The sequence below is a fragment of the Novosphingobium lindaniclasticum LE124 genome (assembly GCF_000445125.1).
In the GTDB taxonomy this organism is placed as follows: Bacteria; Pseudomonadota; Alphaproteobacteria; order Sphingomonadales; family Sphingomonadaceae; genus Novosphingobium; species Novosphingobium lindaniclasticum.
Genome location: NZ_ATHL01000040.1, coordinates 45,747 through 71,063, shown reverse-complemented (window position 1 = coordinate 71,063; position 25,317 = coordinate 45,747). Strand labels below are relative to the sequence as shown.

General features: G+C 64.6%; 21 protein-coding genes and 1 other RNA gene. 17 read left to right on the top strand and 5 right to left on the bottom strand.

From position 1 onward, the window contains the following. A partial coding sequence (locus tag L284_RS29855; protein WP_021232974.1) for an ABC-F family ATP-binding cassette domain-containing protein occupies positions 1-1,545 on the bottom strand: 1,545 nt, incomplete at its 3' end. A 151-nt stretch (positions 1,546-1,696) separates the two neighbouring features. Between L284_RS29855 and L284_RS29850 the strand changes: the two genes are divergently transcribed. The 4 genes from L284_RS29850 to L284_RS0123765 all read left to right on the top strand — a co-directional run bounded on the left by L284_RS29850 (position 1,697) and on the right by L284_RS0123765 (position 4,657). Beyond that, entirely contained in the window at positions 1,697-2,017 is a 321-nt protein-coding gene (locus L284_RS29850; protein ID WP_021232973.1) for a PepSY domain-containing protein, read from the top strand. Positions 2,018-2,200: 183 nt separating this feature from the next. Beyond that, positions 2,201-2,878, top strand: a complete 678-nt coding sequence (locus tag L284_RS29845) for a response regulator transcription factor (RefSeq protein WP_021232972.1) — start codon at positions 2,201-2,203, stop codon at positions 2,876-2,878. Positions 2,879-3,035: 157 nt separating this feature from the next. Next, complete coding sequence (locus tag L284_RS29840) at positions 3,036-4,352, top strand: sensor histidine kinase (protein WP_040712611.1); 1,317 nt, start codon at positions 3,036-3,038, stop codon at positions 4,350-4,352. Between the two features lie 101 nt (positions 4,353-4,453). Further along, complete coding sequence (locus L284_RS0123765) at positions 4,454-4,657, top strand: hypothetical protein (RefSeq protein ID WP_031341595.1); 204 nt, start codon at positions 4,454-4,456, stop codon at positions 4,655-4,657. A gap of 50 nt (positions 4,658-4,707) precedes the next feature. On the opposite strand, the gene L284_RS29835 is transcribed toward L284_RS0123765, so the two are convergent. Further along, positions 4,708-5,010, bottom strand: coding sequence for a chorismate mutase (locus L284_RS29835; RefSeq protein ID WP_031341594.1), 303 nt, complete (start codon positions 5,008-5,010; stop codon positions 4,708-4,710). Positions 5,011-5,118: 108 nt separating this feature from the next. On the opposite strand from L284_RS29835, the gene L284_RS29830 reads away from it, so the two are divergent. The 3 genes from L284_RS29830 to L284_RS29820 all read left to right on the top strand — a co-directional run bounded on the left by L284_RS29830 (position 5,119) and on the right by L284_RS29820 (position 8,460). Continuing rightward, positions 5,119-6,135: a polyprenyl synthetase family protein gene (locus L284_RS29830; RefSeq protein ID WP_031341593.1), complete on the top strand. Its 1,017-nt coding sequence runs from the start codon at positions 5,119-5,121 to the stop codon at positions 6,133-6,135. A 329-nt stretch (positions 6,136-6,464) separates the two neighbouring features. Beyond that, a complete protein-coding gene (locus L284_RS29825) occupies positions 6,465-7,538 on the top strand; it encodes a linear amide C-N hydrolase (RefSeq protein ID WP_031341591.1) in 1,074 nt (357 codons plus the stop codon). Positions 7,539-7,695: 157 nt separating this feature from the next. After that, entirely contained in the window at positions 7,696-8,460 is a 765-nt protein-coding gene (locus L284_RS29820; protein WP_021232966.1) for an energy transducer TonB, read from the top strand. Between the two features lie 11 nt (positions 8,461-8,471). On the opposite strand, the gene L284_RS29815 is transcribed toward L284_RS29820, so the two are convergent. After that, positions 8,472-10,418 (bottom strand): putative bifunctional diguanylate cyclase/phosphodiesterase, encoded by a 1,947-nt coding sequence (locus L284_RS29815; protein ID WP_021232965.1) that lies wholly within the window; start codon positions 10,416-10,418, stop codon positions 8,472-8,474. Positions 10,419-10,558: 140 nt separating this feature from the next. Between L284_RS29815 and hrpB the strand changes: the two genes are divergently transcribed. The 7 genes from hrpB to L284_RS29785 all read left to right on the top strand — a co-directional run bounded on the left by hrpB (position 10,559) and on the right by L284_RS29785 (position 19,864). Beyond that, entirely contained in the window at positions 10,559-13,012 is a 2,454-nt protein-coding gene (hrpB, locus tag L284_RS29810; protein WP_021232964.1) for an ATP-dependent helicase HrpB, read from the top strand. Between the two features lie 45 nt (positions 13,013-13,057). Next, positions 13,058-13,336 carry an ETC complex I subunit gene (locus tag L284_RS29805; RefSeq protein WP_021232963.1) on the top strand — a complete coding sequence of 93 codons (279 nt, stop codon included), beginning with the start codon at positions 13,058-13,060 and terminating at the stop codon, positions 13,334-13,336. Between the two features lie 154 nt (positions 13,337-13,490). Then, positions 13,491-13,585, top strand: an RNA gene (gene ffs / locus L284_RS47180) — signal recognition particle sRNA small type. 127 nt (positions 13,586-13,712) lie between these two features. Further along, the gene (locus L284_RS29800; RefSeq protein ID WP_021232962.1) at positions 13,713-15,623 is read left to right on the top strand and encodes a DNA polymerase III subunit gamma/tau; all 1,911 of its coding nucleotides are present in this window, start codon (positions 13,713-13,715) and stop codon (positions 15,621-15,623) included. 1 nt (position 15,624) lies between these two features. Next, positions 15,625-15,960 carry a YbaB/EbfC family nucleoid-associated protein gene (locus L284_RS29795; RefSeq protein ID WP_021232961.1) on the top strand — a complete coding sequence of 112 codons (336 nt, stop codon included), beginning with the start codon at positions 15,625-15,627 and terminating at the stop codon, positions 15,958-15,960. Between the two features lie 291 nt (positions 15,961-16,251). Then, positions 16,252-18,654 (top strand): endopeptidase La, encoded by a 2,403-nt coding sequence (lon, locus tag L284_RS29790; protein ID WP_040712605.1) that lies wholly within the window; start codon positions 16,252-16,254, stop codon positions 18,652-18,654. 184 nt (positions 18,655-18,838) lie between these two features. After that, positions 18,839-19,864 carry an aspartate-semialdehyde dehydrogenase gene (locus L284_RS29785; RefSeq protein ID WP_021232959.1) on the top strand — a complete coding sequence of 342 codons (1,026 nt, stop codon included), beginning with the start codon at positions 18,839-18,841 and terminating at the stop codon, positions 19,862-19,864. A 126-nt stretch (positions 19,865-19,990) separates the two neighbouring features. Here the strand turns inward: L284_RS29785 and L284_RS29780 are convergent, their stop codons facing one another. Then, positions 19,991-20,242: a hypothetical protein gene (locus tag L284_RS29780; protein WP_327194201.1), complete on the bottom strand. Its 252-nt coding sequence runs from the start codon at positions 20,240-20,242 to the stop codon at positions 19,991-19,993. A 57-nt stretch (positions 20,243-20,299) separates the two neighbouring features. On the opposite strand from L284_RS29780, the gene L284_RS29775 reads away from it, so the two are divergent. The 3 genes from L284_RS29775 to L284_RS29765 all read left to right on the top strand — a co-directional run bounded on the left by L284_RS29775 (position 20,300) and on the right by L284_RS29765 (position 23,618). Continuing rightward, positions 20,300-20,743, top strand: coding sequence for a GFA family protein (locus L284_RS29775; protein WP_021232957.1), 444 nt, complete (start codon positions 20,300-20,302; stop codon positions 20,741-20,743). Next, positions 20,744-21,505: an alpha/beta fold hydrolase gene (locus tag L284_RS29770; RefSeq protein WP_021232956.1), complete on the top strand. Its 762-nt coding sequence runs from the start codon at positions 20,744-20,746 to the stop codon at positions 21,503-21,505. It abuts the gene before it with no gap. Positions 21,506-21,782: 277 nt separating this feature from the next. Beyond that, positions 21,783-23,618: a M2 family metallopeptidase gene (locus L284_RS29765; RefSeq protein WP_021232955.1), complete on the top strand. Its 1,836-nt coding sequence runs from the start codon at positions 21,783-21,785 to the stop codon at positions 23,616-23,618. Positions 23,619-23,751: 133 nt separating this feature from the next. Here L284_RS29765 and L284_RS29760 read toward each other — a convergent pair whose 3' ends face one another. Then, a complete protein-coding gene (locus L284_RS29760; RefSeq protein ID WP_021232954.1) occupies positions 23,752-25,182 on the bottom strand; it encodes an AMP nucleosidase in 1,431 nt (476 codons plus the stop codon). Positions 25,183-25,317: the final 135 nt, after the last annotated feature.

Genomic DNA, 25,317 nt, shown 5'->3' with positions numbered 1-25,317 from the left:
CGGGGGGGCGGTTTCGCCCTTGGCTTTGGCCTTTCCGGCACTGGTGCGTTCACGGCGCTTGGCTTCCCAGTCGGCATAGCCGCCGGCGATCACGTCGATATGGCCCGAACCGTCGAGGCCCAGCGTGACGTTGACGGTGCGGTCGAGGAAGTCGCGATCGTGGCTGACGATCAGCACCGTGCCGTCATAGTCCGCGATCACTTCCTGAAGCAGGTCCAGCGTTTCGAGATCGAGGTCGTTGGTCGGCTCGTCCAGCACCAGCAGGTTCGACGTCCGCGCGAACTCCCGCGCGAACAGCAGGCGGGAGCGTTCGCCGCCGGAAAGCGTGCCGACTTTCGCCTCGACCAGGCCGGGATCGAACAGGAAGTCCTTGAGATAGCCCTGGATGTGCTTGCGCACGCCGACCACGTCGATCCAGTCACCGCCTTCGGCCAGGACGTCGCGGATCCGCAATTCCGGGCTCATCCGGCTGCGCTGCTGGTCGATGACGGTGGCGTCGAGCGTTGCGGCCCGCGTCACTTTCCCCTCGTCGGGCTGGATTTCTCCGATGAGCAGCTTGAGCAGAGTGGACTTGCCCGATCCGTTCGCGCCGACCACGCCGATGCGGTCGCCGCGCTGGATGCGCAAGTTGAAGTCCTTGATGACCGTGCGCTGACCGTCTCCGGCTCCGAACCGCTTGGTGACGTGCTCGGCGACGATGACTGACTTGGTCTTGCTGTCATCCGCCACCACCGCAAGCTTTGCGGCGCCTTGCGGCCCCATCATCGCGGCGCGCTGCGCACGCATTTCCCAGAGCTTGGCGAGGCGCCCCTGGTTGCGCTTGCGCCTTGCGGTGACGCCGCGTTCCAGCCAGTGCGCCTCGATCTTGAGCTTGGCGTCCAGCTTCTGGGCGGCGCGCTCCTCTTCGGCGTAGACTTCGTTTTCCCAGGCTTCGTAGCCGCCGAAGCCGATGTCCTTGCGGCGCATGCTGCCCCGATCGAGCCAGAGGGTGGCATTGGTCAGGCGGGTCAGGAAAGTCCGGTCGTGGCTGATCACCACGAAGGCGCCGTTGTAGCGCTGAAGCCAGGATTCCAGCCAGTCGATCGCTGCAAGGTCGAGGTGGTTGGTCGGTTCGTCCAGCAGCAGCAGGTCGGGCTCGGAGGCGAGGGCGCGGCACAGCGCGGCGCGGCGGCGCTCGCCGCCCGAGGCGCTCTTGGCTTCGCGCGAAAGGTCGATGCCCAACTGGTCGGCGATGGCTTCGACTTCATGGCGCGGCGGGGCATCGTCCCCGTGGATGGTGAAATCGAGGAGGGTGTCGAACCCGGTGAAGAACGGGTCCTGTTCCAGCGTGACGACCCGGGTGCCCGGCTGGACCGAGCGCGTGCCCTTGTCGGCATCGACCGAGCCCGCGATCAGCTTGAGCAGCGTCGTCTTGCCCGCGCCGTTGCGGCCGATCAGGGCCAGCCGGTCGCGCGGGGCGATGTTGATGTCGAGGTCCTGAAAGAGCCAGCCGGAGCCCTGGATAAGGCCGAGGCCTTCCCAGCTGAGGATCGGTGCGATTGCCATGAAGCGCGCCCTACAGGCAGGGGGCAGGTTCTGGCAAGCTGCGCGGCGGAACGATGCTGCCGTGTGATTTGGGGCACACCGGCTGGGCAGTGCCGCCTTCCTGCCACATTCAGGACTTGTTCAAGGCGGCAGGGTTAGGCAGCAAGTCGATATGAAACAGGCTCTTTCCTTCCTAGCGGCTCCGGCCGCGCTGGCTCTGGCAGCCATCGGGTCGCTCGTGCCCACCTTGACCGCGCATGCCGATCCCGGCGGCGAGCAAGGCGAAGTGCGCCGTGAGCGGCGGGCCGGCAACATCCTGTCGATCCGCGAGATCGAGCAGATCGTGCTGCCGCGCATGACCGGAAAGCAATACCTCGGCCCGGACTACGATTCCGCGGCGATGGCCTATCGTCTGAAGTTCATCCAGAACGGCCGCGTCTACTTCGTCGATGTCGATGCACGCACGGGCCGGGTGATCGGGCAGTCGCGTTGACGCAAGCGCATTTCGGCGCCTGACGGTGGACTTGGCCGTTTGCACCTCTGGCTGCCGCCGTTGACGTTACCGCGGGCGGGCTCCATGGCGAGGCGCTGGAACCTTGGCGGTTCCCGTCGCTTGACGCTGCCAGGCTTTCGCCCCATTTCGCCCTGAGGGCCAGTTGACCGAGGAGACACCGAATTGCGCATCCTGATCGTCGAGGATGAACCCACGCTCGGCAACCAGCTCAAGACCACGCTCGAGCAGACCGGCTATGCCGTAGACTTGTCCGTCGATGGCGAGGACGGGCACTTCCTGGGCTCCACCGAAGAATATGACGCCGTGATCCTCGATCTCGGTCTGCCGGAGATCGATGGCCTGACCGTGCTCGGCATGTGGCGCAGGGAAGGACGGAACTTCCCCGTCCTGGTGCTGACGGCCCGCGATTCCTGGTCGGACAAGGTTGCTGGGCTGGACGCCGGGGCGGACGATTACCTGGCCAAGCCGTTCCAGACCGAGGAACTGATCGCTCGCCTGCGCGCGCTGATCCGCCGCGCCTCGGGCAACACTTCCAGCGAACTGACGGCCGGCGACGTGCGGCTCGACACCCGCTCCGGCCGCGTCACCCTGGCCGGGGAGCCGGTGAAACTCACCGCGCAGGAATACAAGCTGCTGTCCTACCTCATGCACCACAAGGGCAAGGTGGTCAGCCGCACCGAGCTGATCGAGCATATCTACGATCAGGATTTCGACCGCGATTCGAATACGATCGAGGTCTTCGTCACGCGCATCCGCAAGAAGCTGGGCGCCGATGTCATCACGACGATCCGTGGCCTTGGCTACAGCCTCGACGATCCCGCAGAACCCGGCCGCGGCTGACGTGCCAGCGCCGGGAACGGGCTCTCCCGAGGCAGCTTCGCCTGCATCGGGCGGCACGGCCATGGCCCCCGAAGACGGCGGTGCTCACCCTGTCGGGACCGGCGAGGGCGGTACCGGGCACGTAAGATCCGCCAATACCGGCTCGCTGGCGCGCCGCATGATGCTGATCGCGGCAGGGTGGATATTCATCCTGCTGCTGGTCGGCGGGGTGGCACTCGATCGCACGCTGAACGGCCTGATTACCCGCAATTTCGACGAACAGCTCGGCTACATGCTGACCGGCATGATCGGCTCTGTGGAGATAGGGCCGGATGGAGAGGTCTTCTTCATCCGGCCGCTCGGCGACCAGCGCTTCCTGGAGCCGAACTCAGGGCTCTATTGGCAGATCCGCGCCAAGGGACATGAGGATTTCCCGTCTCGTTCGCTCTGGGATCGCACCATCGACGTCCCGCCGGACCATTTCGATTCGCACCAGCACGTCTACGACAGCGACCAGTTTCCGGGAGAGCCTTTGCGGGTGATGGAGCGCGCCGTGATCCTGCCGGGCAGCGATGCCCAGTGGATGTTCACGGTGGCCGCCAGTCGCGCCGACCTCAACGACCAGATCAAGATGGTGCGCGGAATCCTCGTCTACAGCTTCGTCGCGCTGGGATTTGGCCTCTTGCTGATGGCAGGGATGCAGACCTGGTACGGCCTGTTCCCGCTGCGCCATGTCCGCAGGGCGATCCAGAAGCTGCGCACAACGGGCGCCAGCCGAGTCACGCAGCCGCTTCCGCAGGAAGTCGAGCCCCTGGTGGAGGAACTCAATGCCTTGCTCGCCCATGTGGAGCGGCAGGCGGAGGAAGCCCGCACCCATGCCGGCAACCTCGCGCATGCCTTGAAGACGCCGCTGACCGTTGTGATGAATGCCGCGACGGCGCGCTCGCCGGACCTGTCCGACACCGTGATCCGGGAGGCTGCCGTGATGCGGCGCCAGGTCGATCACCATCTTGCACGGGCAAGGGCGGTAGGGCGCCGCGCAGTCGGACAATCCCGCGCGGAAGTCTGGCCCAGCCTGGAAGCGGTGCTCCGTGCCGTCGAGCGGCTCTACGATCAGGCGCGCCTCGATCTCGACGGTAGCCAGGATGTGGTCGTGGCTCTCGAAAAGCAGGATCTCGAGGAAATTCTCGGCAACCTGATCGAAAACGCGGCCAAGTACGGCGGCGGCAGCGTCTTCGTGACGGTGGATGCCGATCGCGGCTCTCCCTTGTGCGAGATCTGGATCGAGGACGACGGGATGGGCATCCCCGAGGCCGAACGCATCCGCATCTTCGATCGCGGCGCCCGTCTTGACACCGGCAAGCCGGGCACAGGCCTTGGACTTGCCATCGTGCGCGATGTCGTGGAAATTTATGGCGGGACCGTCGAACTGGGCGAGAGCGAGGATCTGGGCGGATTGCTGGTCAAGCTCAAGCTGCCGCGTGTCGATTCCTGAGTTCGATTCGGACGGTATTTTCGGGGGAACCGGCGCAGAAGCGGTTGCGGCTGCGGTCATTCGTCCCCATTGGCGCGGTTTACCAGATCAAGGACACCCTCATGACCGATTCCATCAACCTGTCGCTGTCGTCGGACGAGATCGAGATGATCGTCGATGCTTTGGAAGCCGATCTCGAAGGCTATGTCGAGGCTGCCAAGGAAGCGCGCGGCAACAACAACCGCGAAGACGTGACGACCTTCACCGAGGCGGCCACGCGTATCCAGACCCTGATGTCGAAGCTGCAGGACCTGGTGGAAGAATAAGGTTTCGAACCGGCGTCGTCCCGGATCACGTCCGGGAGGACGAGGTTTCATCAGGCTTCGTTCTTGGCCCGCTCGTGGTGGCGGATCACTTCGTCGATGATGAAGCGGATGAACGTCTCGCCGAAATCGGGGTCGAGTTGGGCCTCTTCCGCCAGCTTGCGCAGGCGCAGGATCTGCCGTTCCTCACGGTCGGGGTCGGAAGCGGGGAGGTCGTTCTGCGCCTTGTAGGCACCGACGGCCTGGGTGATCCGAAATCGTTCCGCCAGCATGTGGATGAGGGCGGCGTCGATATTGTCGATGCTCGCACGGAAACCGGCGAGAACGGGGTCGGCTGCGGGAGTGTCCTGGGTCATCGCGAGGTCCGCTAGCACGGCTTTGCCGGCTCTTCCAGTCGGGGCGTTTACCCGGCCCATGGCATTCGCTCTTGCGTTACCGGCGCCGAACGCGCAATGCGCGGGGCGATGAGTGCCGAAGTCCTCCCCCTGCGCGCACGCGGGTCGCAGCCTACCCTCGCTCCCATGCTGGCGCTGACCGCTCCCGGCATGAACAGCGTCAACGCCGTCATTCTGGACCGGATGCAGAGCGAAATTCCGCTCATTCCGGCGCTGGCCGGGCACCTGATCTCGGGCGGCGGCAAGCGCATGCGCCCGATGCTGATGGTCGCCGCCGCCGAAGTCTGCGGCTATCAGGGGACGCGCCACCACAAGCTGGCCGCCGCGGTCGAGTTTCTTCACACCGCCACGCTGTTGCATGACGACGTCGTCGACGGTTCGGACATGCGTCGGGGCAAGGCTGCCGCGAACATCGTGTTCGGCAATCCGGCGACGGTGCTGGTGGGCGATTTCCTGTTCACCCGCGCCTTCGAACTGATGGTCGAGGACGGCAGCCTCAAGGTTCTCAAGGTCTTTTCGAAGGCCAGCTCGATCATCGCCGAGGGCGAGGTCGACCAGCTCACCGCCCAGCGCCGGATCGAGACGAGCGAGGAGCACTACCTCCAGATCATCGGCTCCAAGACGGCTGCGCTCTTTGCCGCTGCCACCCGCATTCCGGCCATCGTTGCCGAGAAGAGCGAAGCGGAAGAACAGGCGCTGGATTCCTACGGCCGCAACCTCGGCGTCGCGTTCCAGCTGGTGGACGATGCGATCGACTACGATTCGGAAGCTTCGGAATCGGGCAAGGACAAGGGCGACGATTTCCGCGAAGGGAAAATGACTCTTCCGGTGATCCTGGCCTATGCGCGCGGGACTGCCGAGGAACGCAAGTTCTGGGAGGAAGCCATCGCCGGGTTCCGTACCGAGGACGAAGATCTGGCGCATGCCGTGAAGCTGATCAACCGTCACGGCTGCGTGGAAGCCACGCGTGAGCGCGCCCGTCTTTATGCACAGCGGGCCATCGATTCGCTGTCGATCTTCCCCGCCGGTGCCGCACGGGAAGCCATGTGCGAAGCGGTCGAGTTCGCGGTGGCCCGCCGCTACTGACCCGAGGTCATCCCGCAAGAAAACCAACGCCGGGCAGGATCTGCCCGGCGTTTTCGTATGTGCGCTGCGGATAGTGACTGTCATCGAAATGACAAGTTTGATAGAAAAACGCAGAGGATCCTTGGGGAAGAATGAACATCTATTCAGTTGATGGCCCGGAGAGATGGTTATAGGCTCGCGCCGTTACGAATTCCTGCGCCAGGAGATCGTCGATGGTTCGAAATGGCCGATCCGCAATTCGAGTCCTTCTCGCGAGCCTCCGGCCCTGCGCGCCCATCAGACTTCCAGAGCCCAAGGCGAATGGGCTTCGTCCTCGAGGAGAATCGCCCATGCGCCTGCCCACGAGATTCGGACGGGCGCTCTTTGCGCTAGCAGTGCCGGGCCTGCTGGCGGCGGGGGTCGCTGCCGATGCCTGCACGCGTGCGGTCTATCTCGGCGCGGGTGACAACGTCATCACCGCCCGATCGATGGACTGGAAGAGCGACATTGTCTCCAACTTGTGGATCCTGCCGCGCGGCATGGCCCGCAGCGGCGAAGCGGGGCCGAATTCGATCAGGTGGACGTCGAGATACGGCAGCGTCGTGGTCAGCGGTTACGACGTGTCGAGCACCGACGGCGTGAACGAGAAGGGTCTGAACGCCAACATGCTCTGGCTCGTCGAATCGCAGTACCCGCCCTTTGACGCCAAGAGCAAACCGGGGCTCACAATCGCCGCCTGGGCGCAATATGCGCTCGACAACTTCGCGACCGTCGCCGAGGCCGTGGCAGCATTGGAGAAGGAGCCGTTCACGATCGTCACCGACAATGTTCCGGGCGAGAACCGGCTGACCACGGTGCATCTTTCCCTGTCCGACGCCAAGGGAGACAGTGCCATCGTCGAGTATATCGGCGGCAAGCAGGTCATCCATCACGGACGGCAGTTCCAGGTCATGACCAATTCGCCGACTTATGACGAGCAACTGGCACTGAATACCTATTGGAAGGGGATCGGCGGCACGACCATGCTGCCGGGCACCAACCGCGCGGCGGACCGTTTTGCGCGGGCCTCGTTCTACATCAATGCCATTCCCAAGGAGCCGGACCCGAACAAGGCGCTGGCGGCGGTGTTCAGCGTGATACGGAATGTCTCCGTACCTTATGGCATCAACACCCCGGAAGAGCCGAACATCTCCTCGACCCGCTGGCGCACCGTGTTCGACCACAAGCGTCGGCTCTACTTCTTCGAATCGGCACTGACCCCCAACACGTTCTGGGTGGATCTGAAGAAGGTCGATTTCTCCAAGGAGACGGGCAAAGTGAAGATGCTCGACCTGGGCCCGAACCAGGATCACACCTTTTCGGGCGAAGCGAACAAAGACTTCGTGGAGCACGCCCCGTTCCGGTTCCTGGGGCTCACTGGATGATGTCGGCAGCCGGCGTGGCGCTCGCCAGAGTGCCCAAGCGCGCGGCCATCTCGGTCCCACATGTGATGGGCTTTTAGCGCAACACTCCGCGTTGCAATGAACGTGCAGCAAGGCCGTAATTGCGGAGGGAGGGGAAGCGCCCTATTCAAGCCGCGCCATGCCCGCCGAATCCGAGATGGTGACAACGGGCTATCAGCCCGGGTCGCCGCGCCAACGCTTCATATCTTCGATCCTCTCTGCGGGGTTGATCCTTATTGCGCTGTTGCTGGCGCTCTATCAGACCGGGCTCGTTCCCGAACTGGCGAAGAAAACGACCTCGCTCACGACTTTCGATGTCGTCGATCACGATCGCGACAAGGGCGGCGAAAAACCTGCCGCGCCCAAGCAGCGCAAGGAAAAGAAGGTCGAGCAGAAGCAGAAGGCTGCCGTTGTCCAGGAAAAGGTGCCGACGCCGCCGATTGAAAAGCCGGTCGAGAAGAAGCCCGCCTTTACCTTCCTGAAGCTGTCCAGCCAGGAATTCGCGGCGGCGGATATCGGCAAGATGAAAGGGCAGGGTCCGGCACAGGGCGCGCCGGCGCCGGGTGGCTCGGGCGGAACCTACGGGCCCGGCGAAGGTCCGGGCGGCGCGACGCTCTACAATGCGGACTGGTTCAAAAGGCCGACCGATGCGCAGCTTGGCGGTTATCTCCCGGAAAAGCGGCCTAACACCGGCTGGGGCATGATCGCCTGCCAGACCATGGAACACTACAAGGTCGATAATTGTCAGATCCTGGGCGAATCGCCGCGCGGATCCGGCTTCGGACGCGCCGTGCTCAATGCGGCCTGGCAGTTCGAAGTGCTGCCGCCCCGCATCAACGGCAAGCCGCAGCTTGGCGTCTGGGTGCGTATCCGCATCGATTACGGCACGCGGGGGAACAGCTGAGACTGACGGGGTCAGGCCATTTGCCAGGCCTTGGAGGATGACTCTACCCGGCTCAGCATGTCGTCCAGCGTCATCGGACGGGCGATGTGGAAGCCCTGAGCGAGCGAGAACCCGGCGATCCGGGCGCTGAGGAGCTGGTCTTCGGTCTCGATCCCCTCGATCACGCATTCGAGCGATAGCGCGCGGGCCAGGTTGCGGATGGCCGAAATCAGCCGGCGACCCACGGTTTCGTCTAGCCGCGGCGCGAAGCTGCGGTCGATCTTGACCATGTCCAGCGGCAACTGGTGCAGGGAAGACAGGCTGGAATAGCCGGTGCCGAAGTCGTCGAGAGCGATGCGGGCACCGGTTGCGCGCAGCCTCTCGAGCACGTCGCGCGCGGTCTCGACTTCGGCGATGAGGGTGGTCTCGGTGATCTCGAACAGGAGACGCCGTCCGTCGCAGGGGCTGCGCTCGATTCGTTCGAGAAGGGTGGCGATGGTCTCCGCATCGCAGATGTCATGGCCGGAAAGGTTGAAGGACACCGTGAGCGGATGCGGAAGGCGGGACAGGGCGTAGAGGGCGCGGTCGAAGAGCGCCACGGTTACCTCTCGGGCGCGGCCCACGCGCTCGGCCGAGGCGATCATCGCTTCGGGTGCAATCATGCCCAGGGAAGGCGATGTCCACCGGGCGAGGCACTCGAAGCCGACCGGCTGGTTGCTTTCGGTGGCGATGATCGGCTGGAAGACGACCGACAGCTCCTGCGGCAGGTCCGCGCTCTGCATCGCGGCGTCGAGAGCCTGCTCGGAACGGATCAGGGTTTCCAGATGGTCGGAAAAGCGCACGCACTGTCCGCGCCGGTGATTCTTGGCATGGTAGAGGGCGAAGTCGGCGCGGTCGTAGAGCGAGTGCGCGCTTCGGGCGCTTTCGGGATAGATGGCGATGCCGGCGGAGCCTCCTACGGCAACCGTCACTTCGCCCAGACGCGCCGGATTGCGAATCGCGGTGCAGAACTTTTGCGCGATCGCTTCCGCCTCGTCCGGGCCGCCCGGTACGATGAAGCCGAATTCGTCGCCGCCCAGGCGCGCTACCGTCACCGAGGGATCGCATTGCGCGATCAGGCGCGTGGCGATGACCTGAAGCAGCCGGTCGCCCTGGGCATGGCCGTACGTGTCGTTCACGGGCTTGAACCGATCTAGGTCGATCAGGCCGACGCAGAAAACCTGAGGTTCGGCGCTTTCCAGCAGATTTTCGAGCGCGGCGAAGAAGTGCCGTCGGTTGGGCAATCCGGTCAGGGCATCGGTCTGCGCCAGCCGGGCGTTCTCGTCGCCGAGGGCCTGCGCCTGTCTGCGCTCCATCCGCAGCGCGCGCTGTGCGGCTTCCAGCTCGACGAACGATGCGTAAGTGTCGCGCAGGATCTTGAGGATGACCGCTGCCACCAGGGCGATGTTGACGGCCACGGCGGTCAGCGTCGCCGAACCCGTCGTAACGCAATAAACCAGGAACATGCCGAGCGCCGTGAGGCAGATCATCAGGGCCGCTGCGGGCAGGAAAGTCAGGCAGAACACGCAGCCGAGCACTGTCACCGAGACGAACACCGCGACATGGCCATGCTCGTAAGGCCCGCCGTAGCGATCGAGACACAGCGACCAGATTGTAAACGCCATGGCGAAGATCAGCGATAGCCAGAACGCGCCCCGCATGCGACGCTGCGCCGTTTCCGCCTCCAGGTCGTGCTGCCCGATGGGGCGCAGCCACACGAGCATGCGAATCAAGCAAGCGGCGATCAGGATTGCCGGCACCGTCAGCGTCAGAAATCCGGGCGCCATGGCACGGTGCGTATAGGCAAGTATGCCCGCGTTGACCGCCAGGAGCCCATAAAGCGGAGGCACGCGTTCCCGCAGGCGCAAGTATTGCGCGACAGGCAAGGGGTAATGCCCCGCCCGATGCATCTTGCTCTGGATTGAATTGACGTCGGACAACACGAGAACTCCTGAGAGTTATGCTTAAGTAGAATTCCTTGATGAAGAGTAGCCCTCTTCAACAATTTCATCCGTTACGGATCTGGCTCGGAAGGCTTGAACCCTTTCCCGCTCCCCCTGCGGGCACTAAGAAGGCAGGCGTGAGCCAGCTTCCCATTCATGCCGTATTGCCCGAAGTCCTCGCCGCTTTGCGTGACGGCCCTCACGCCGTGCTGATCGCGCCTCCCGGAGCGGGCAAGACCACGGCACTCGCCCCGGCATTGCTGGGAGAACCCTGGTGTACCGGCACCGTCATCCTGCTGTCGCCCCGCCGGGTCGCGGCGCGCGCGGCGGCCGAACGCATGGCCGAAGAGCTGGGGGAGAAGGCTGGGGAGACGATCGGCTACGTCACCCGTCTCGACGTGAAGCGCTCGGCGAAAACGCGGGTCCTAGTGATGACGGAAGCGATCTTCGTCGCGACGATTCTCTCCGATCCCGAGCTTTCCGCCATTTCCGCCGTGCTTTTCGACGAGGCGCACGAACGGCATCTCGACAGCGATCTGGGACTCGCTCTCGCCATCGAGTCGAGCCAGGTCCTCCGCGAAGACCTGCGCATCGTCGTCATGTCCGCCACCATCGACGGCGCGCGCTTTTCGCAGCTGCTGGGCGGCGACGTTCCGGTGATCGAAAGCGCGGGCAAAGCCTGGCCGCTGGCCCTGCGATGGTTGGGCGCATCGCCTGGCCAGCGGATCGAGGATGCGATGACATCGGCCGTGCTCACGGCCTGGCGCGAACAGGAAGGCGATCTGCTGGCCTTCCTGCCGGGCGTGCGTGAGATCGAGCGTGTGGCCGAGCGGCTGGCGGAAAAGCTGCCGAGCGCGCTGGTCCTGCCGCTCCACGGCCAGTGCGAGCCCGCTGCGCAGCGCGCCGCCATTCGCCGCGATCCGCAGGGTCGCCGCAGGATCGTACTGGCTACCGCGATCGCCGAGACGTCGCTGACGCTGGACGGTGTATCCGTCGTCGTGGACAGCGGCGTGTCCCGCCGCGCCGAGTTCGACAAGGCGGCGGGTGTGACCCGGCTCGCAACTCACCGCGCGAGTCGCGCTTCTGCCGCACAGCGGGCAGGCCGTGCGGCCCGTCAGGGGCCGGGCACGGCTTACCGCCTGTGGGAAGAGGCGGCGCATCCAGGGCGCCCCGAATTCGATCCGCCGGAAATGCTGACCAGCGACCTTGCACCGCTGACGCTGGGGCTGGCGCAGTGGGGCGCGGGCGATCCGGCCGCCATGGCCTGGCTGGATCCGCCGCCCAAGCCTGCGCTCGACGCCGCGCGCCGCCAGTTGCAAACGCTGGGCGCGCTGGATGGGGAAGGGCGTGTCACGGCGTTTGGACGCAAGGTCGCGTCGTTGCCGATGGACCCGGCCCAGGCGGCGATGATCCTTCATGCGGCCGAGCGCGGGGCGGCAGGCGTGGCTGCCAGGCTGGCTCTGCTGCTTCAGGAGCGCAGCCTCGGCGGCCGCAGCGAAGACCTTGCGCAGCGCCTGTCGCGGTGGGACGCCGATCGATCGCCCCGAGCGGAAGCCTCGCGCAAGCTGGCGGCCGGATGGGCGCGGAAGGCGCGCTCGATGGTCTCCGGCGAGGAAGAAAACGAAGAGGTTCCCGCAGGCGTCCTGCTCGCGCTCGGCCGTCCGGACATGGTGGCGCGCCGCCGCGACGCCAGCGGCGAGAACTGGCTCTCGGCCGGGGGCCGAGGCTATGTGCTGGATCCCACTTCGCCGCTGGCTGCACGCGAATGGCTGGTGATCGGCGATGCGCAAGGGCAGGCGAAAGGCGCGCGTATCCTCTCCGGCGCCGCACTGGAGACGTCCGAGGTCGAGCAGGGCCTGGCCGATCGCATCGAGCGGCGGTCCGTCATGCGCTGGAACGAGGCGGAAGGGCGCGTGGAGGCGCGGCTGGAACGACGGATCGGCGCGATCACGCTGGCCACCGGCCCGGATCCTTCGCCCGACCCAGCTGCGATTTCCGCTCTCCTCCTCGAACGCGTACGGGAGAAGGGGCTTGGCCTCGTGCCCTTCGGCAAGGGTAGCCTCGCATTGCTGCGCCGCGCGCGTTACGCCGGTATCCCGGCGCTCAGCGAAGAAGCGCTGATCGCCGATCTCGATGAATGGCTCGGTCCGCTGCTCGGCCGGCGACTGGATGCGATCGACAAGGGCGCGCTGGCCGAAGCGCTGCGCAATCGTCTTACCTGGGACGACCAGCAAAGCCTCGAAAAGCTTGCTCCGCCCGAATTCCGCAGCCCCGCCGGCAGCACCCATGCCATCGACTATGAAGACGAGGGCGGCCCCAGCGTGGAAGTGCGCGTCCAGGCCTTGTTCGGGCTCGACCGGCACCCGACTTTCGGCCAGCCGGCGCAGCCGCTGCTGCTCAAGCTGACCTCGCCGGCCGGTCGGCCGATCCAGACCACCCGCGACCTGCCCCGATTCTGGCGCGGATCGTGGCGCGATGTGCAGCGGGACATGAAGGGCCGCTACCCCCGGCATCGCTGGCCGGACGAACCCTGGACCGAAGATCCCAGCCTCAAGACACGCAATGCCTTCGAGAGATCGAGGAACGCGTGATTTGCGCTTGATTCTCTCCCTGATTCGGAGGCAAAGCACTCGACCATGAGTGCACGCATCTATCAGCGCCCGAAGAACGCCATGCAGTCCGGCAAGGCACTGCTGGACCAGTGGGTCCTCGAATTCGTTCCGGCCGAAGCGAAGAAGCCCGACCCCCTGATGGGTTGGGCCGGTTCGGGCGATACCCGGCAGCAGGTCACGCTGAAGTTTCCCGATGTGGAGGAAGCCAAGGCCTATGCCGAACGCTACGGCATCGAAGCGGAAGTCCACGCGACCCCGCCGCGCCGCCTGAAGATCCAGGCCTACGCCGACAATTTCCGCTGACTTACCCGCGCCAGGCGCATTTTCGGCAGCGATCGGCCCGCGTTTCCTGAAGAGGAAGCGCGGGCCGATGCCGTTTTGGCAGCCTCATGGAAGGTCCGGCAAAAAGTGGGACGATCGGGCTGGACAAACCTTTCCGGCCTCTGCATATGGCCGCCCGGGAGTCGGGTGGACGTTTGCGTTCGCCAACCTGGTCAGGTCCGGAAGGAAGCAGCCACAACGGATAGCGGCGGGTCGCCCGGCTCCTTCAGCCCACATCATGAAAACTGGTCCTGAACGCGAAGACCTTTGTCTTCGGTTCTCGCCCGTAGTCGCAGGGCTGTGGAGCAAATTGCTTTTCCGCTGACATTCCGGCCCCCAGTCCCTAGTTTGGCAGGCGATGGACGATTCACGCGACATGTTCAGCGATACCCCCCCTTGGGACGACAAGGAGGAGGAAGAGGCTGCTGCTACCCAGGCCGAACTGGAAGAGGCCGGCCAGGCGTCGATGTTCGGCGATCCTGCGCCGAAGTCTGCACCTTCTCCGGCATCTGCTCTGAGTCCCCCAGAAACGGCCCCTGAGGCTGAACCGGTCGCATCCAAGGCGACAAAGTCCCAGCCTGCAGCGCCTGCCGCACCAGCCGCTGCAGCATCCGCAGCGAGCGTTTCGGCGCAGCCCTATCGCGTGCTCGCGCGCAAGTACCGTCCTCAGACTTTCGCCGAGCTGATCGGTCAGGAAGCGATGGTCCAGACGCTGGCGAACGCCATCAAGCGTGACCGCCTGGCCCATGCCTTCCTGATGACCGGCGTGCGGGGGGTCGGCAAGACCTCTACGGCGCGCCTGATCGCCAAGGCGCTCAACTGCATCGGCCCGGACGGTCAGGGCGGGCCGACAATCGATCCTTGCGGCCGGTGCGAGCCCTGCCAAGCGATTGCCGAAGGCCGCCATATCGATGTGATCGAAATGGACGCCGCCTCGCATACCGGCGTCGACGACGTTCGCGAGATCATCGAGGCGGTGCGCTACGCGGCAGTCTCGGCGCGCTACAAGATCTACATCATCGACGAAGTCCACATGCTGTCGCGCAATGCTTTCAATGCCTTGCTGAAGACTCTTGAGGAACCGCCAGCCCACGTAAAGTTTCTCTTCGCAACCACCGAGGTGGACAAGCTGCCGGTGACGGTACTGTCTCGGTGCCAGCGCTTCGACTTGCGCCGCATTCCCTCGCCGATGCTGGCCGAGCACTTCGCCAAAGTCTGCGGTCTCGAAGGCGTCGAGGCCGAGGGCGAGGCATTGGCGATGGTGGCCGCTGCCGCCGAAGGTTCGGTGCGCGACGGTTTGTCGATACTCGACCAGGCGATCGCGCATGCTGATCTCGATGGAGAAGGCCGCGTCCTTGCCGAAAAGGTGCGCGACATGCTCGGCCTTTCCGACAAGAGCGCGCAGCGCAGCCTCATCACAGCCATTCTCGATGGCAAAGGCGGCGACCTGCTCGATCTGGTGGCGCGCCAATTCTCGCTCGGGGTGGAGCCTATCGCGATCATGCGCGGGCTGATGACGCTGGTTAACCGGGTCGCCGTGGCGCAAGTGGCCGGCGGCGCTCACGACGCGCAATCCGCCGAAGAGCGCGAGGCGATCGAAGGATGGGCCAAAGCGCTGAAAGCCGGGCAGGTGCACCGCATCTGGCAGCTTCTGCTCAAGGGCCACGAGGAAGTGAAATCCGCGCCTGATCCGCTCGTCGCCGTGCAGATGGCGCTGCTGCGGATCATGCATGCTTCGGACATGCCGGACCCCGGCGCGCTGGTGAAGAAGCTCGAAGAACTGGCGGCGCGGGCGCCGACAGTCGCGCCCTCGGCTGAGGGCAAGGACGGTGCGCCCTCCGCGCCGGCCGCGAATCTGGGGCCCAGCCCCGAAATGGTCGCGCGGCGCTGGGAAGAACTGGTCGAGGATGTCGAGCACGTCGGCGAGCTGTCCAGCGCCAACACCATGCGGATGCAGGTGCGCGTGGCCGAGCTTGGGCCTAGTCTGCTGCGCTATTCGCAGCCGCCAGGCTTCAGCGAGGACATCACGGGGTTGCTGCGGGCTTGCCTGGCCAAGGCTACCGGCGAGCGCTGGGAAGTCTACCGGGTCGAAGGGCAGGGCGCGCCGACCCTGGTGGAAATCGCCGAGGCGAAGAAGGCGGCGGAAAGCGACGCGGTCAGCCAGCACCCGCTCGTTCTCGCGGCCAAGGCGGCGTTCCCGCAAGCCGAGATCATAGAGGATGACCGTCCGCTCGCCGTTGGCGGCGGCGGACGCAATTGGAGACGTTGAAATGAAATCGATGGAAGAGATGCTCAAGGCGGCCCAGCAGGCGGCGGAGACCATCCAGAAGCAGATGGACCAGGCTCAGACCAAGCTGGATGCAATGGAAGTCGAAGGGCTTTCGGGCGGCGGTCTGGTCAAGATCCGCTGCTCGGCCAAGGGCCGCGTGATCGGCGTGTCGATCGACGACAGCCTGATGCAGCCGGGCGAGAAGCAGATCCTCGAAGACCTGATCGCGGCGGCTTACAACGATGCGCGCGTCAAGGCCGACTCGGTCGCTGGAGAGGAACTTGCCAAGGCGCAGCAGGGCATGGGCCTGCCGCCGGGCTTCAAGATGCCGTTCTGAGCCGGCCTGGGGTATCACGCCCCCCAGCGATGGCGCGGGGGCGTGAGGACGGCGAATTTGCGTGAAACATGGCGAGAGACACGGAAAATCGCGCTATATTGAACCAGGGCTCCGTCGTTCTTTGGAACGGGGGCAGGGGAGGGGTGAAGGGGTGCGACCGGCGCTTCCACAGTCTTTCGGCGCCGATCCCATTGCGTGGGGCGCGACAGACCCCATATCGTCCCGCGCCCCATGTCGTCTCGGGAAAGGCCGGGGGGCTCTCAGCCGTCCCGCGTGTGTGTTGAAATGGATATGACCTTGAACCTGCTTCCGCTGCTTCCCCTGCGCGACATCGTCGTGTTCCCCGGCATGGTCGTGCCGCTTTTTGTCGGACGCGAGAAATCGGTGGCCGCGCTGGAAGCGGCGATGGCGGGTGAAAAGGACATCTTCCTTCTCGCCCAGCTCGATCCGGGCTGCGACGACCCCGATCGCGACGATCTTTACGATACGGGCGTGATCGCCAGCGTCCTGCAGCTTCTGAAGCTGCCCGACGGCACCGTGCGTGTGCTGGTCGAGGGGCAGGAACGCGCCAAGCTGGAAACGCTGCGCACCGAGCAGTCGGCCGAAGGCGAGATGCTGGTGGCCCAGGTCGAGCGCGTCGAAGCGGTTGAAGCGGACGGCACTGAAACGGCCGCGATGATGCGCTCTGTGGTCGAGCAGTTCGGCGAATATGCGAAGCTCAACAAGAAGCTGTCGCAGGATGCCGGCGACCAGCTCGGCGAGATCGAGGATGCGGCCAAGTTGGCCGACACCATTGCCGCGCAGCTTTCGGCCAAGGTCGGCGACAAGCAGGCCGTGCTGTCCGAGCCGGACCCGCTCAAGCGGCTGGAGATGGTGTTCTCCTTCATGGAAGGCGAACTCGGCGTGCTTCAGGTGGAGCGCAAGATCCGTGGCCGCGTGAAGCGGCAGATGGAGAAGACCCAGCGCGAATATTACCTCAACGAGCAGCTCAAGGCGATCCAGTCGGAACTCGGCGGCGGCGAGGGTGATGAAGCGAACGAGCTTCAGGAGCTTCAGGAACGCATCGAAAGCACGCGCCTGTCCAAGGAAGCGCGCGAGAAGGCGACGGCCGAACTGAAGAAGCTGCGCTCGATGCAGCCGATGAGCGCCGAAGCCACGGTCATCCGCAACTACCTCGATGTGCTGCTGGGTCTGCCCTGGGGCAAGAAGAGCAAGCTGAAGCGCGACATTTCCGAAGCGCAGACCGTCCTCGACGCCGATCACTATGCGCTCGACAAGGTCAAGGACCGCATCGTCGAGTACCTGGCGGTGCAGGCGCGTACGAACAAGCTGAAGGGGCCGATCCTGTGCCTCGTCGGGCCGCCGGGCGTCGGCAAGACTTCGCTGGGCAAGTCGATCGCCAAGGCGACGGGCCGCGAGTTCATCCGCCAGTCGCTGGGCGGCGTACGCGACGAGGCCGAGATTCGTGGCCACCGTCGTACCTACATCGGCTCGCTGCCGGGCAAGATCGTCACCAATCTCAAGAAGGCTGGGAAGTCCAACCCGCTGTTCCTCCTCGACGAGATCGACAAGCTGGGGCAGGATTTCCGCGGCGATCCGGCTTCGGCGCTGCTCGAAGTGCTCGATCCGGAGCAGAATGCGAAGTTCCAGGACCACTACCTCGAACTCGACATCGACCTGTCGGACATCATGTTCGTCTGCACCGCGAACAGCCTGAACCTGCCGCAGCCGCTGCTCGACCGCATGGAGATCATCCGCCTCGAAGGCTACACCGAAGACGAGAAGGTCGAGATCGCCGAGCGTCACCTGGTGCGCAAGCAGGTCGAGGCGCATGGCCTGAAGAAGGGTGAGTTTACGCTGACCCAGGACGGCCTGCGCGACCTGATCCGCTACTACACCCGCGAGGCGGGCGTGCGTACTTTGGAGCGCGAGATCGCCAAGCTGGCGCGCAAGTCGCTGCGCCAGATCCTCGAAGGCAAGGCCAGCGAGGTTACGATCACCCCGGAAAACCTTGCCGAATTCGCGGGCGTGCGCAAGTTCCGCCATGGCGTGGGCGAGGAAGAGCATCAGGTGGGCGCCGTCACCGGCCTCGCCTGGACCGAAGTGGGCGGCGAACTGCTGACCATCGAAAGCGTGACGGTGCCGGGCAAGGGCCAGATCAAGGCCACCGGCAAGCTGGGCGATGTCATGAGCGAGTCGATCCAGGCGGCCTTCAGCTTCGTGAAGGCGCGCTCGCCCGCTTACGGCATCAAGCCTTCGACGATTCAGAAGAAGGACATCCATATCCACCTGCCCGAAGGCGCGGTGCCAAAGGACGGTCCTTCGGCGGGTATCGGCATGGTCACGTCGATCGTCTCGACCCTGACCGGTGTGCCGGTGCGCAAGGATGTCGCCATGACCGGCGAAGTCACGCTGCGTGGACGCGTGCTGCCGATCGGCGGTCTCAAGGAAAAGCTGCTGGCGGCGCTGCGCGGCGGGATCACCACCGTGCTGATTCCGGAGGAGAACCGTAAGGACCTCGCGGAGATTCCCGAGAACGTGAAACAGGGTCTCGATATCATTCCGGTTTCACATGTCGACGAGGTGCTGGCCAAGGCACTGACCGAGCCGCTCGAGGCCATCGAATGGACCGAGGCGGACGAACTGGCGGCAGCGCCTCCCCAGAACGCGACGGCTTCCGCTACGGCACACTGATATCCGCCGGATCACCCTCTATCCATTTCTGGAAAGAGGGTGATCCGGCAATTTTCGATCGAGCAGGGCTGCTTGAAAGAAAGTCTTTTGCGTGAGGGCGCTTGTCAGATGGGCTCCCACCCTGTAACGGCCCGCGTTCCTGCCACGCGCCTTGCCGCAGGATTTTGCTAAGAAGGATCTTGAAATGGGTTACCGGGTTGCCGTCGTCGGCGCGACCGGAAATGTCGGCCGCGAAATGCTCAACATCCTCGCCGAGCGCGAATTCCCCTGCGACGAGATCGCAGCGGTGGCTTCGTCGCGTTCGACCGGGACCGAGATTGAATTCGGCGAAACCGGCAAAATGCTCAAAGTAAAGAACATCGAGCATTTCGATTTCACCGGCTGGGATATCGCCCTGTTCGCCGCAGGGTCCGGCCCCACCGCGATCCACGCACCGCGCGCCGCCGCGCAGGGCTGCGTTGTGATCGACAACTCCTCGCTCTACCGCATGGAGCCCGACATTCCGCTGATCGTTCCGGAAGTGAATCCGGACGCGATCGACGGCTACAAGGCGCGCAACATCATCGCCAACCCCAACTGCTCGACCGCGCAGATGGTGGTGGCGCTCAAGCCCCTGCACGACAAGGCGAAGATCAAGCGCGTCGTCGTATCCACCTACCAGTCGGTTTCCGGCGCGGGCAAGGAAGGCATGGACGAGCTGTTCGAGCAGAGCCGTGCCATCTTCGTGGGCGACCAGGTCGAAGCGAAGAAGTTCACCAAGCAGATCGCCTTCAACGTGATCCCGCACATCGACGTTTTCCTGGACGATGGTTCGACCAAGGAAGAGTGGAAGATGGTCGTGGAGACCAAGAAGATCCTCGATCCCAAGATCAAGGTCCAGGCCACCTGCGTGCGCGTGCCGGTCTTCGTGGGCCACTCGGAATCGCTCAACATCGAGTTCGAGGAAGAGATTTCGGCTGCCGAAGCCCAGGACATCCTGCGTGAAGCGCCGGGCGTGATGCTCGTCGACAAGCGCGAGGACGGCGGATACGTCACCCCGGTCGAAGCCGTGGGCGACGGCGCGACCTACATCAGCCGCGTCCGCGAGGATTCGACGGTCGACAACGGCCTGGCGCTGTGGTGCGTGTCCGACAACCTGCGCAAGGGCGCAGCGCTCAACGCGGTGCAGATCGCCGAGCTGCTCGGCCGCCGTCACCTCAAGAAGGGCTGACGCGGCGAACTCGGACCTCGCACCGATGGAAAGGGTCTGCGGAGCATTTGCTTCGCAGGCCTTTTTCGTTCTGCTCTGCGTGAGCCCTAAAAGCGAGACCCCCGTATTCGCGGGAACGATGAGGATTTAAGCCTTGCCCGCATCTTCTCCGGCCGCGAAAGCTTTCATCTGGGCGTAGGAGAGATCGCGGGCTTCGCCTTCAAGCGTGAGAAGATGGCGCGCCGCTTCCTTGTAGGTTAGAAACGGGCGGTCGTCGACGATGATCGGCGTGGTCCGTCCATTGTAGAGGCGCCGCAGCAGGCGCCGTTGCGGCCTGCTGAGCGGCAGGTCTTCGTCGTTCGTCTCGTCGTGCGTTGTTTCCATATGGCCGTTTATCACGGCCTCGGTGCCATGTCTTTGCTTGCTCAGCAGCGGGGCCGAGTTACTCTCCGTTGCATGACCCGAACCATGACCGGCGGCTGCCAGTGCGGCCGCATCCGCTATGAGGCCGAGGTCGAGAACGACGAGGCCTATCTCTGCCACTGCCGCTATTGCCAGAAGGCGACCGGCGGCTTCGCGGCGGCTTTCGTGCAAGTGGCGAAAGCCGGTGTCGCCTGGGCGCATGAACCGGACTGGTACCAAAGCTCCCCCATCGCCCACCGACCGTTCTGCGCGCATTGCGGCACGCCGCTGGGCTTCGATTTCATCGAGAGCAGCGGCAACATGGACCTGACCCTCGGCAGCTTCGACGATCCCGGTTTCTTCCGCCCGACCGCGCATTCCGGCTGCGAAAGCTTGCATCCTGCCTGGCTCGATACCAAGGACCTGCCCAGACATTACAGCGCGGAGACCGAAAGCGTCGCCTCGCGCTGGAAGGCGGCAGGACTGGAGGTTCCCTAAGTGAGCGATCTGCGCAAGGAAGTCATCGAAGGTTATGCGGGCACCGATCTGGCGGTGCATGTGATGGGAGACACGGGCGCGCGGCCGTTGCTGCTGCTCCACGGCCTGTTCTCCAGCGCCGACGTGAACTGGATCAAGTACGGTAACGCGAAGATCCTCGCCGATGCCGGGTTCGAGGTCTTCATGCCCGACCTTCGCGCCCACGGCCAGAGCGGTGCGCCGCACGATCCCGCCGCCTATCCGGCTGACGTCTTGGTCGACGACCTCAAGCTGGTGATCGCCGCGCTCGGCTTCACCGACTACGACCTCGGCGGCTTCTCGCTCGGCGCGCGGACTTCGGTGCGCGGCGTGCTGGCGGGTCTCGCTCCGCGCAAGCTGATCCTCGGCGGCATGGGCCTCACTGGCCTTTCCGGCTGGGCACGGCGCAGCGCCCACTTCGTGGATGCCATCGACCGCTTCGGCACCATCGAGCGCGGCGACAAGGCTTTTGTCGCGCAGGCGTTCATGAAGTCGATGAAGATCGATCGTGTTGCGGCGCGGCTCCTTTTGCAATCGGTGGACGATACTTCGGCCGATGCCATCGCGCAGATCGCCATGCCCACCCTCTGCGTCTGTGGAGCGGAGGATCATGATAACGGTTCGGCGCCGGAACTGGCAGAGGCGTTGCCGCAGGGGCGTTACATCGAGACGCCGGGCAATCACATGTCTTCGGTGACTTTCAAGGATATGGGCAGGGCGATGGCGGAGTTTCTGCTCGATTGAAGAACAAGGCAGATTCCGGGGGATGATCCCCCGGACCCTCGGAATGTCGAACTTGTGCGCGACCTATCTGTCGGGCGCTCCTTGCGGCGCAGCCTATATGTCTCCCGACGCCGCCATGGGCGCGAGACGGACAGGCAGGGTGTGACCTCGACAGTCATGGGGGTGCAGGGGGGCTTTGCTCCCCTGCTTATTCCCTTCTCTTCCTTCCTCAACAGTTGATCTGACGCAGCGGGCGACTAGTCTCCCCGCCATCAGAGAGACAAATGAGGCATACCCCATGAATTTCGCATCCACCGCGCTTGCCGCGCTTGCGGCCGGGCTTTCGTTCGGCATGGCCGCGCCCGCCTTTGCCGAGGACGCGCCTTCCTACCCGGAGACCGCCCAGGGCGCCGCGCAGTTCATCGCCGCCGCCGAGAAGGATCTGTTCGACTTCTCGGTCGACAATGCCCGTATCAACTGGGTGAACTACACCTACCTCACCGACGACACGGATGCGCTGGCGGCGCAGTCCAACGGGCTGCTCACCGAGAAGCAGGTAAACTATGCGGTGGAAGCGGCGAAGTTCTCGAAATTGCCCGGTCTCGATCCCGACGTTTCGCGCAAGCTGGGCATTCTGCGTCAGAGCATCGTCCTGCCCGCGCCGACCACGCCCGGCGCGGCGGCGCAGCTCAGCGAGATCAGCACGCGCCTCGCCTCGACTTACGGCAAGGGCCGCGGGACGCTGGACGGCAAGGAAATCAACGGTTCGGATATCGAGTCGGAGATGGGCAACCTGACCCATACGCCCGCCGAGTTCGCCGAGATGTGGACGACCTGGCACGACAATGTCGGCAAGCCGATGAAGGCGGACTACGTCAAGATGGTCGGCATCGCCAACCAGGGTGCCAAGGAACTCGGCTATGCCGATGTCGGCGCCATGTGGCGTTCGGGCTACGACATGACCCCGGAGCAGTTCTCGGCGGAGACGGAGCGCTTGTGGGGCGAAGTGAAGCCACTTTATCTCGCGCTGCACACATATGTTCGCCGCAAGCTCAACGAGAAGTACGGCGATACCGTGCAGCCGAACACCGGGGCGATCCGCGCCGACCTGCTCGGCAACATGTGGGCGCAGGAATGGGGCACGATCTATCCGCTGGTGGCGCCGAAGGGCGCGGGAGATCTCGGCTATGACATCGGCGACCTGCTGAAGGCGCAGGGCCGCACGCCGATCGACATGGTGAAGGCGGGTGAGGGCTTCTACTCGTCGCTCGGCTTCGCACCGCTGCCGGAAACGTTCTGGAAGCGCTCGATGATCGTCAAGCCCGCCGACCGCGAGGTGATCTGCCACGCTTCCGCCTGGGACGTCGACAACAAGGACGACATCCGCATCAAGATGTGCACCAAGGTGGATTCGAACGACTTCGTGACGATCCACCACGAACTCGGCCACAACTACTACCAGCGCGCCTACAACAAGCAGCCGTTTCTCTACCTCAACGGTGCCAACGACGGCTTCCACGAAGCCATCGGCGACTTCATCGCGCTGTCGATCACGCCGCAGTACCTCGTGCAGATCGGCCTGCTCGACAAGGCGAAGGTGCCCAGCGCCGACAAGGACATTGGCCTCCTGCTGCGTCAGGCGATGGACAAAGTGGCGTTCCTGCCCTTCGGCCTGCTGATCGACCGCTATCGCTGGGGCATCTTCGACGGTTCGATCCAGCCTGCCGACTACAACAAGGCCTGGACCAAGATGCGCCTCGATTACCAAGGCGTTACGCCGCCCGCACCGCGCAGCGACGATGGGTTCGATGCCGGGGCCAAGTTCCACGTTCCGGGCAACACGCCCTATACGCGCTACTTCCTGGCCCGCATCCTGCAGTTCCAGTTCTACCAGGCCGCGTGCAAGCAGGCTGGCTGGAAGGGCCCGCTCCACCGTTGCAGCTTCTACGGTGACAAAAAGGTCGGCGCGAACCTGAACAAGATGCTGGAAATGGGCATGTCGAAGCCCTGGCCGGAAGCGCTCAAGGCTTTCACCGGCACCCCGCAGATGAGCGCCAAGCCGATGCTCGACTACTTCGCGCCGCTGAAGAAGTGGCTCGACGAGCAGAACAAGGGCCAGAAGCAAGGCTGGTAAACGAAACGGCCCCGGCGATTCGCCGGGGCCGTTTCGAGCCGATTGGGGGAGCCGGTTCGCACCGGCTCCCTTTTTTCATGCGCGGGGCGGGTTGCTACGGTGGCAAGGGACCCGCCCGGCGATGTCCGCAGGATCAGCGGAAGGGCGGCTCGTTGAACGCGCGCAGCTTGCGGGAATGGAGCTTCTCGCCCTCCGCGCGGAGCAGGTCGCAGGCGTGGAGACCGATCTTGAGGTGGCTGGCGATGGCCTCCTCGTAGAAGCGGTTGGCCTGGCCCGGCAGCTTGAGTTCGCCGTGGATCGGCTTGTCGGAAACGCAGAGCAGGGTGCCATAGGGCACGCGGAAGCGATAGCCCTGGGCGCTGATCGTGGCGCTTTCCATGTCGATGCCGATGGCGCGGCTGAGGCTGAAGCGGTGCGCGGATTCGGTATAGCGCAGTTCCCAGTTGCGGTCGTCGGTGGTGACGACGGTGCCGGTGCGCATGCGCTTCTTGAGATTGGCGCCGCCTTCGCCGCTCACCGCTTCTGCCGCCGAGGCCAGCGCCTGCTGCACTTCGGCGATCGCGGGAAGCGGGATCTCGGGCGGCAGCACCGGATCGAGCACATGGTCGTCGCGCAGGTAGGCATGGGCGAGTACGTAGTCGCCGATGCGCTGGCCTTCGCGCAGCCCGCCGCAGTGGCCGATCATCAGCCAGACTTCGGGACGGATCACCGCAAGGTGGTCGGTGATGGTCTTGGCGTTGGACGGGCCGACGCCGATGTTGACGAGCGTGATGCCCGACTTGTCGGGGCGGATCAGGTGGTAGGCCGGCATCTGGTGGCGCCGCCAGGCGGTGTCGGACAGGCGCTCGCGGGCATTGTCCACCGGGCTGTCGAGGTAGAGGCCGCCGGCGCCGGAAAGCGCGGTATAGCCGTCGGTGCCGATCTGCTGGCCCGCCCAGTCCACGAACTCGTCCACATAGCGGTGGTAGTTGGTGAAGAGGATGTAGCGCTGGCAGTGCTCGACGCTGGTGCCGGTGTAATGTTGCAGGCGCGCGAGGCTGAAGTCGGTGCGCAAGGCGTCGAACAGCGCCAGCGGCAGAGGTTCATCGGCGGACTGACGGAACACGCCGTCCGAGATCTCGTCGCCGATCAGGGCCAGTTCGGTGGTGGGGAAATGGGCGGCCAGCTCCTGCGGGGTCACGTTGCCCATGCCGACGCCGTCGAGGACGTAAGGGAAGGGGATCTCCTGCCGAGACGCGCCGACCTCGATCGTCACTTCGTAGTCTTCGTGCAGCAGCGCCAGCTGTTCTTCGAGGTAGTCCGCGAAAAGCCGAGGCTTGGTGATCGTGGTGACGTATGTCCCCACATCGTTCAGGCGGCCGAACGATCGGCCGTAGAACGTGCCGCGCTCCACACCGCTGTAGGTGATGCGCAGTTCCGGGTAGCACCATGCGAGCGTCTCGCGGCGGTCGGCGGGAGGGAGGGTGCCGTTCTCGACAAAGGCGGCGATGTCGGCCTTCAGAGTAGTGACGGCGGTCTCGTAGACGCGGACCAGTTCCGCGAGGGTGCTTTCTATCGTTTCCATCGCCCACACTTACGCGATTCGTATTGCAGTGCAATAGTCGGGCAGGCGTGGATGGAGGGTGGATCGCTGGCCGATCAAAGAGAAAGGCCCCCGCTCCCGTGGGAGCGAGGGCCCTCGATCTCGACGGTCGTTACC

Bases quoted from the DNA above. Each gene is read 5' to 3' on its own strand.
- L284_RS29850 (WP_021232973.1), top strand. From the start codon at position 1,697: ATGAAACAGGCTCTTTCCTTCCTAGCGGCTCCGGCCGCGCTGGCTCTG.
- L284_RS29840 (WP_040712611.1), top strand. From the start codon at position 3,036: ATGATGCTGATCGCGGCAGGGTGGATATTCATCCTGCTGCTGGTCGGC.
- L284_RS0123765 (WP_031341595.1), top strand. From the start codon at position 4,454: ATGACCGATTCCATCAACCTGTCGCTGTCGTCGGACGAGATCGAGATG.
- L284_RS29835 (WP_031341594.1), bottom strand. From the start codon at position 5,010: ATGACCCAGGACACTCCCGCAGCCGACCCCGTTCTCGCCGGTTTCCGT.
- L284_RS29830 (WP_031341593.1), top strand. From the start codon at position 5,119: ATGAGTGCCGAAGTCCTCCCCCTGCGCGCACGCGGGTCGCAGCCTACC.
- L284_RS29825 (WP_031341591.1), top strand. From the start codon at position 6,465: ATGCGCCTGCCCACGAGATTCGGACGGGCGCTCTTTGCGCTAGCAGTG.
- L284_RS29820 (WP_021232966.1), top strand. From the start codon at position 7,696: ATGCCCGCCGAATCCGAGATGGTGACAACGGGCTATCAGCCCGGGTCG.
- L284_RS29805 (WP_021232963.1), top strand. From the start codon at position 13,058: ATGAGTGCACGCATCTATCAGCGCCCGAAGAACGCCATGCAGTCCGGC.
- L284_RS29800 (WP_021232962.1), top strand. From the start codon at position 13,713: ATGGACGATTCACGCGACATGTTCAGCGATACCCCCCCTTGGGACGAC.
- L284_RS29795 (WP_021232961.1), top strand. From the start codon at position 15,625: ATGAAATCGATGGAAGAGATGCTCAAGGCGGCCCAGCAGGCGGCGGAG.
- lon (WP_040712605.1), top strand. From the start codon at position 16,252: ATGACCTTGAACCTGCTTCCGCTGCTTCCCCTGCGCGACATCGTCGTG.
- L284_RS29785 (WP_021232959.1), top strand. From the start codon at position 18,839: ATGGGTTACCGGGTTGCCGTCGTCGGCGCGACCGGAAATGTCGGCCGC.
- L284_RS29775 (WP_021232957.1), top strand. From the start codon at position 20,300: ATGACCCGAACCATGACCGGCGGCTGCCAGTGCGGCCGCATCCGCTAT.
- L284_RS29765 (WP_021232955.1), top strand. From the start codon at position 21,783: ATGAATTTCGCATCCACCGCGCTTGCCGCGCTTGCGGCCGGGCTTTCG.
- L284_RS29760 (WP_021232954.1), bottom strand. From the start codon at position 25,182: ATGGAAACGATAGAAAGCACCCTCGCGGAACTGGTCCGCGTCTACGAG.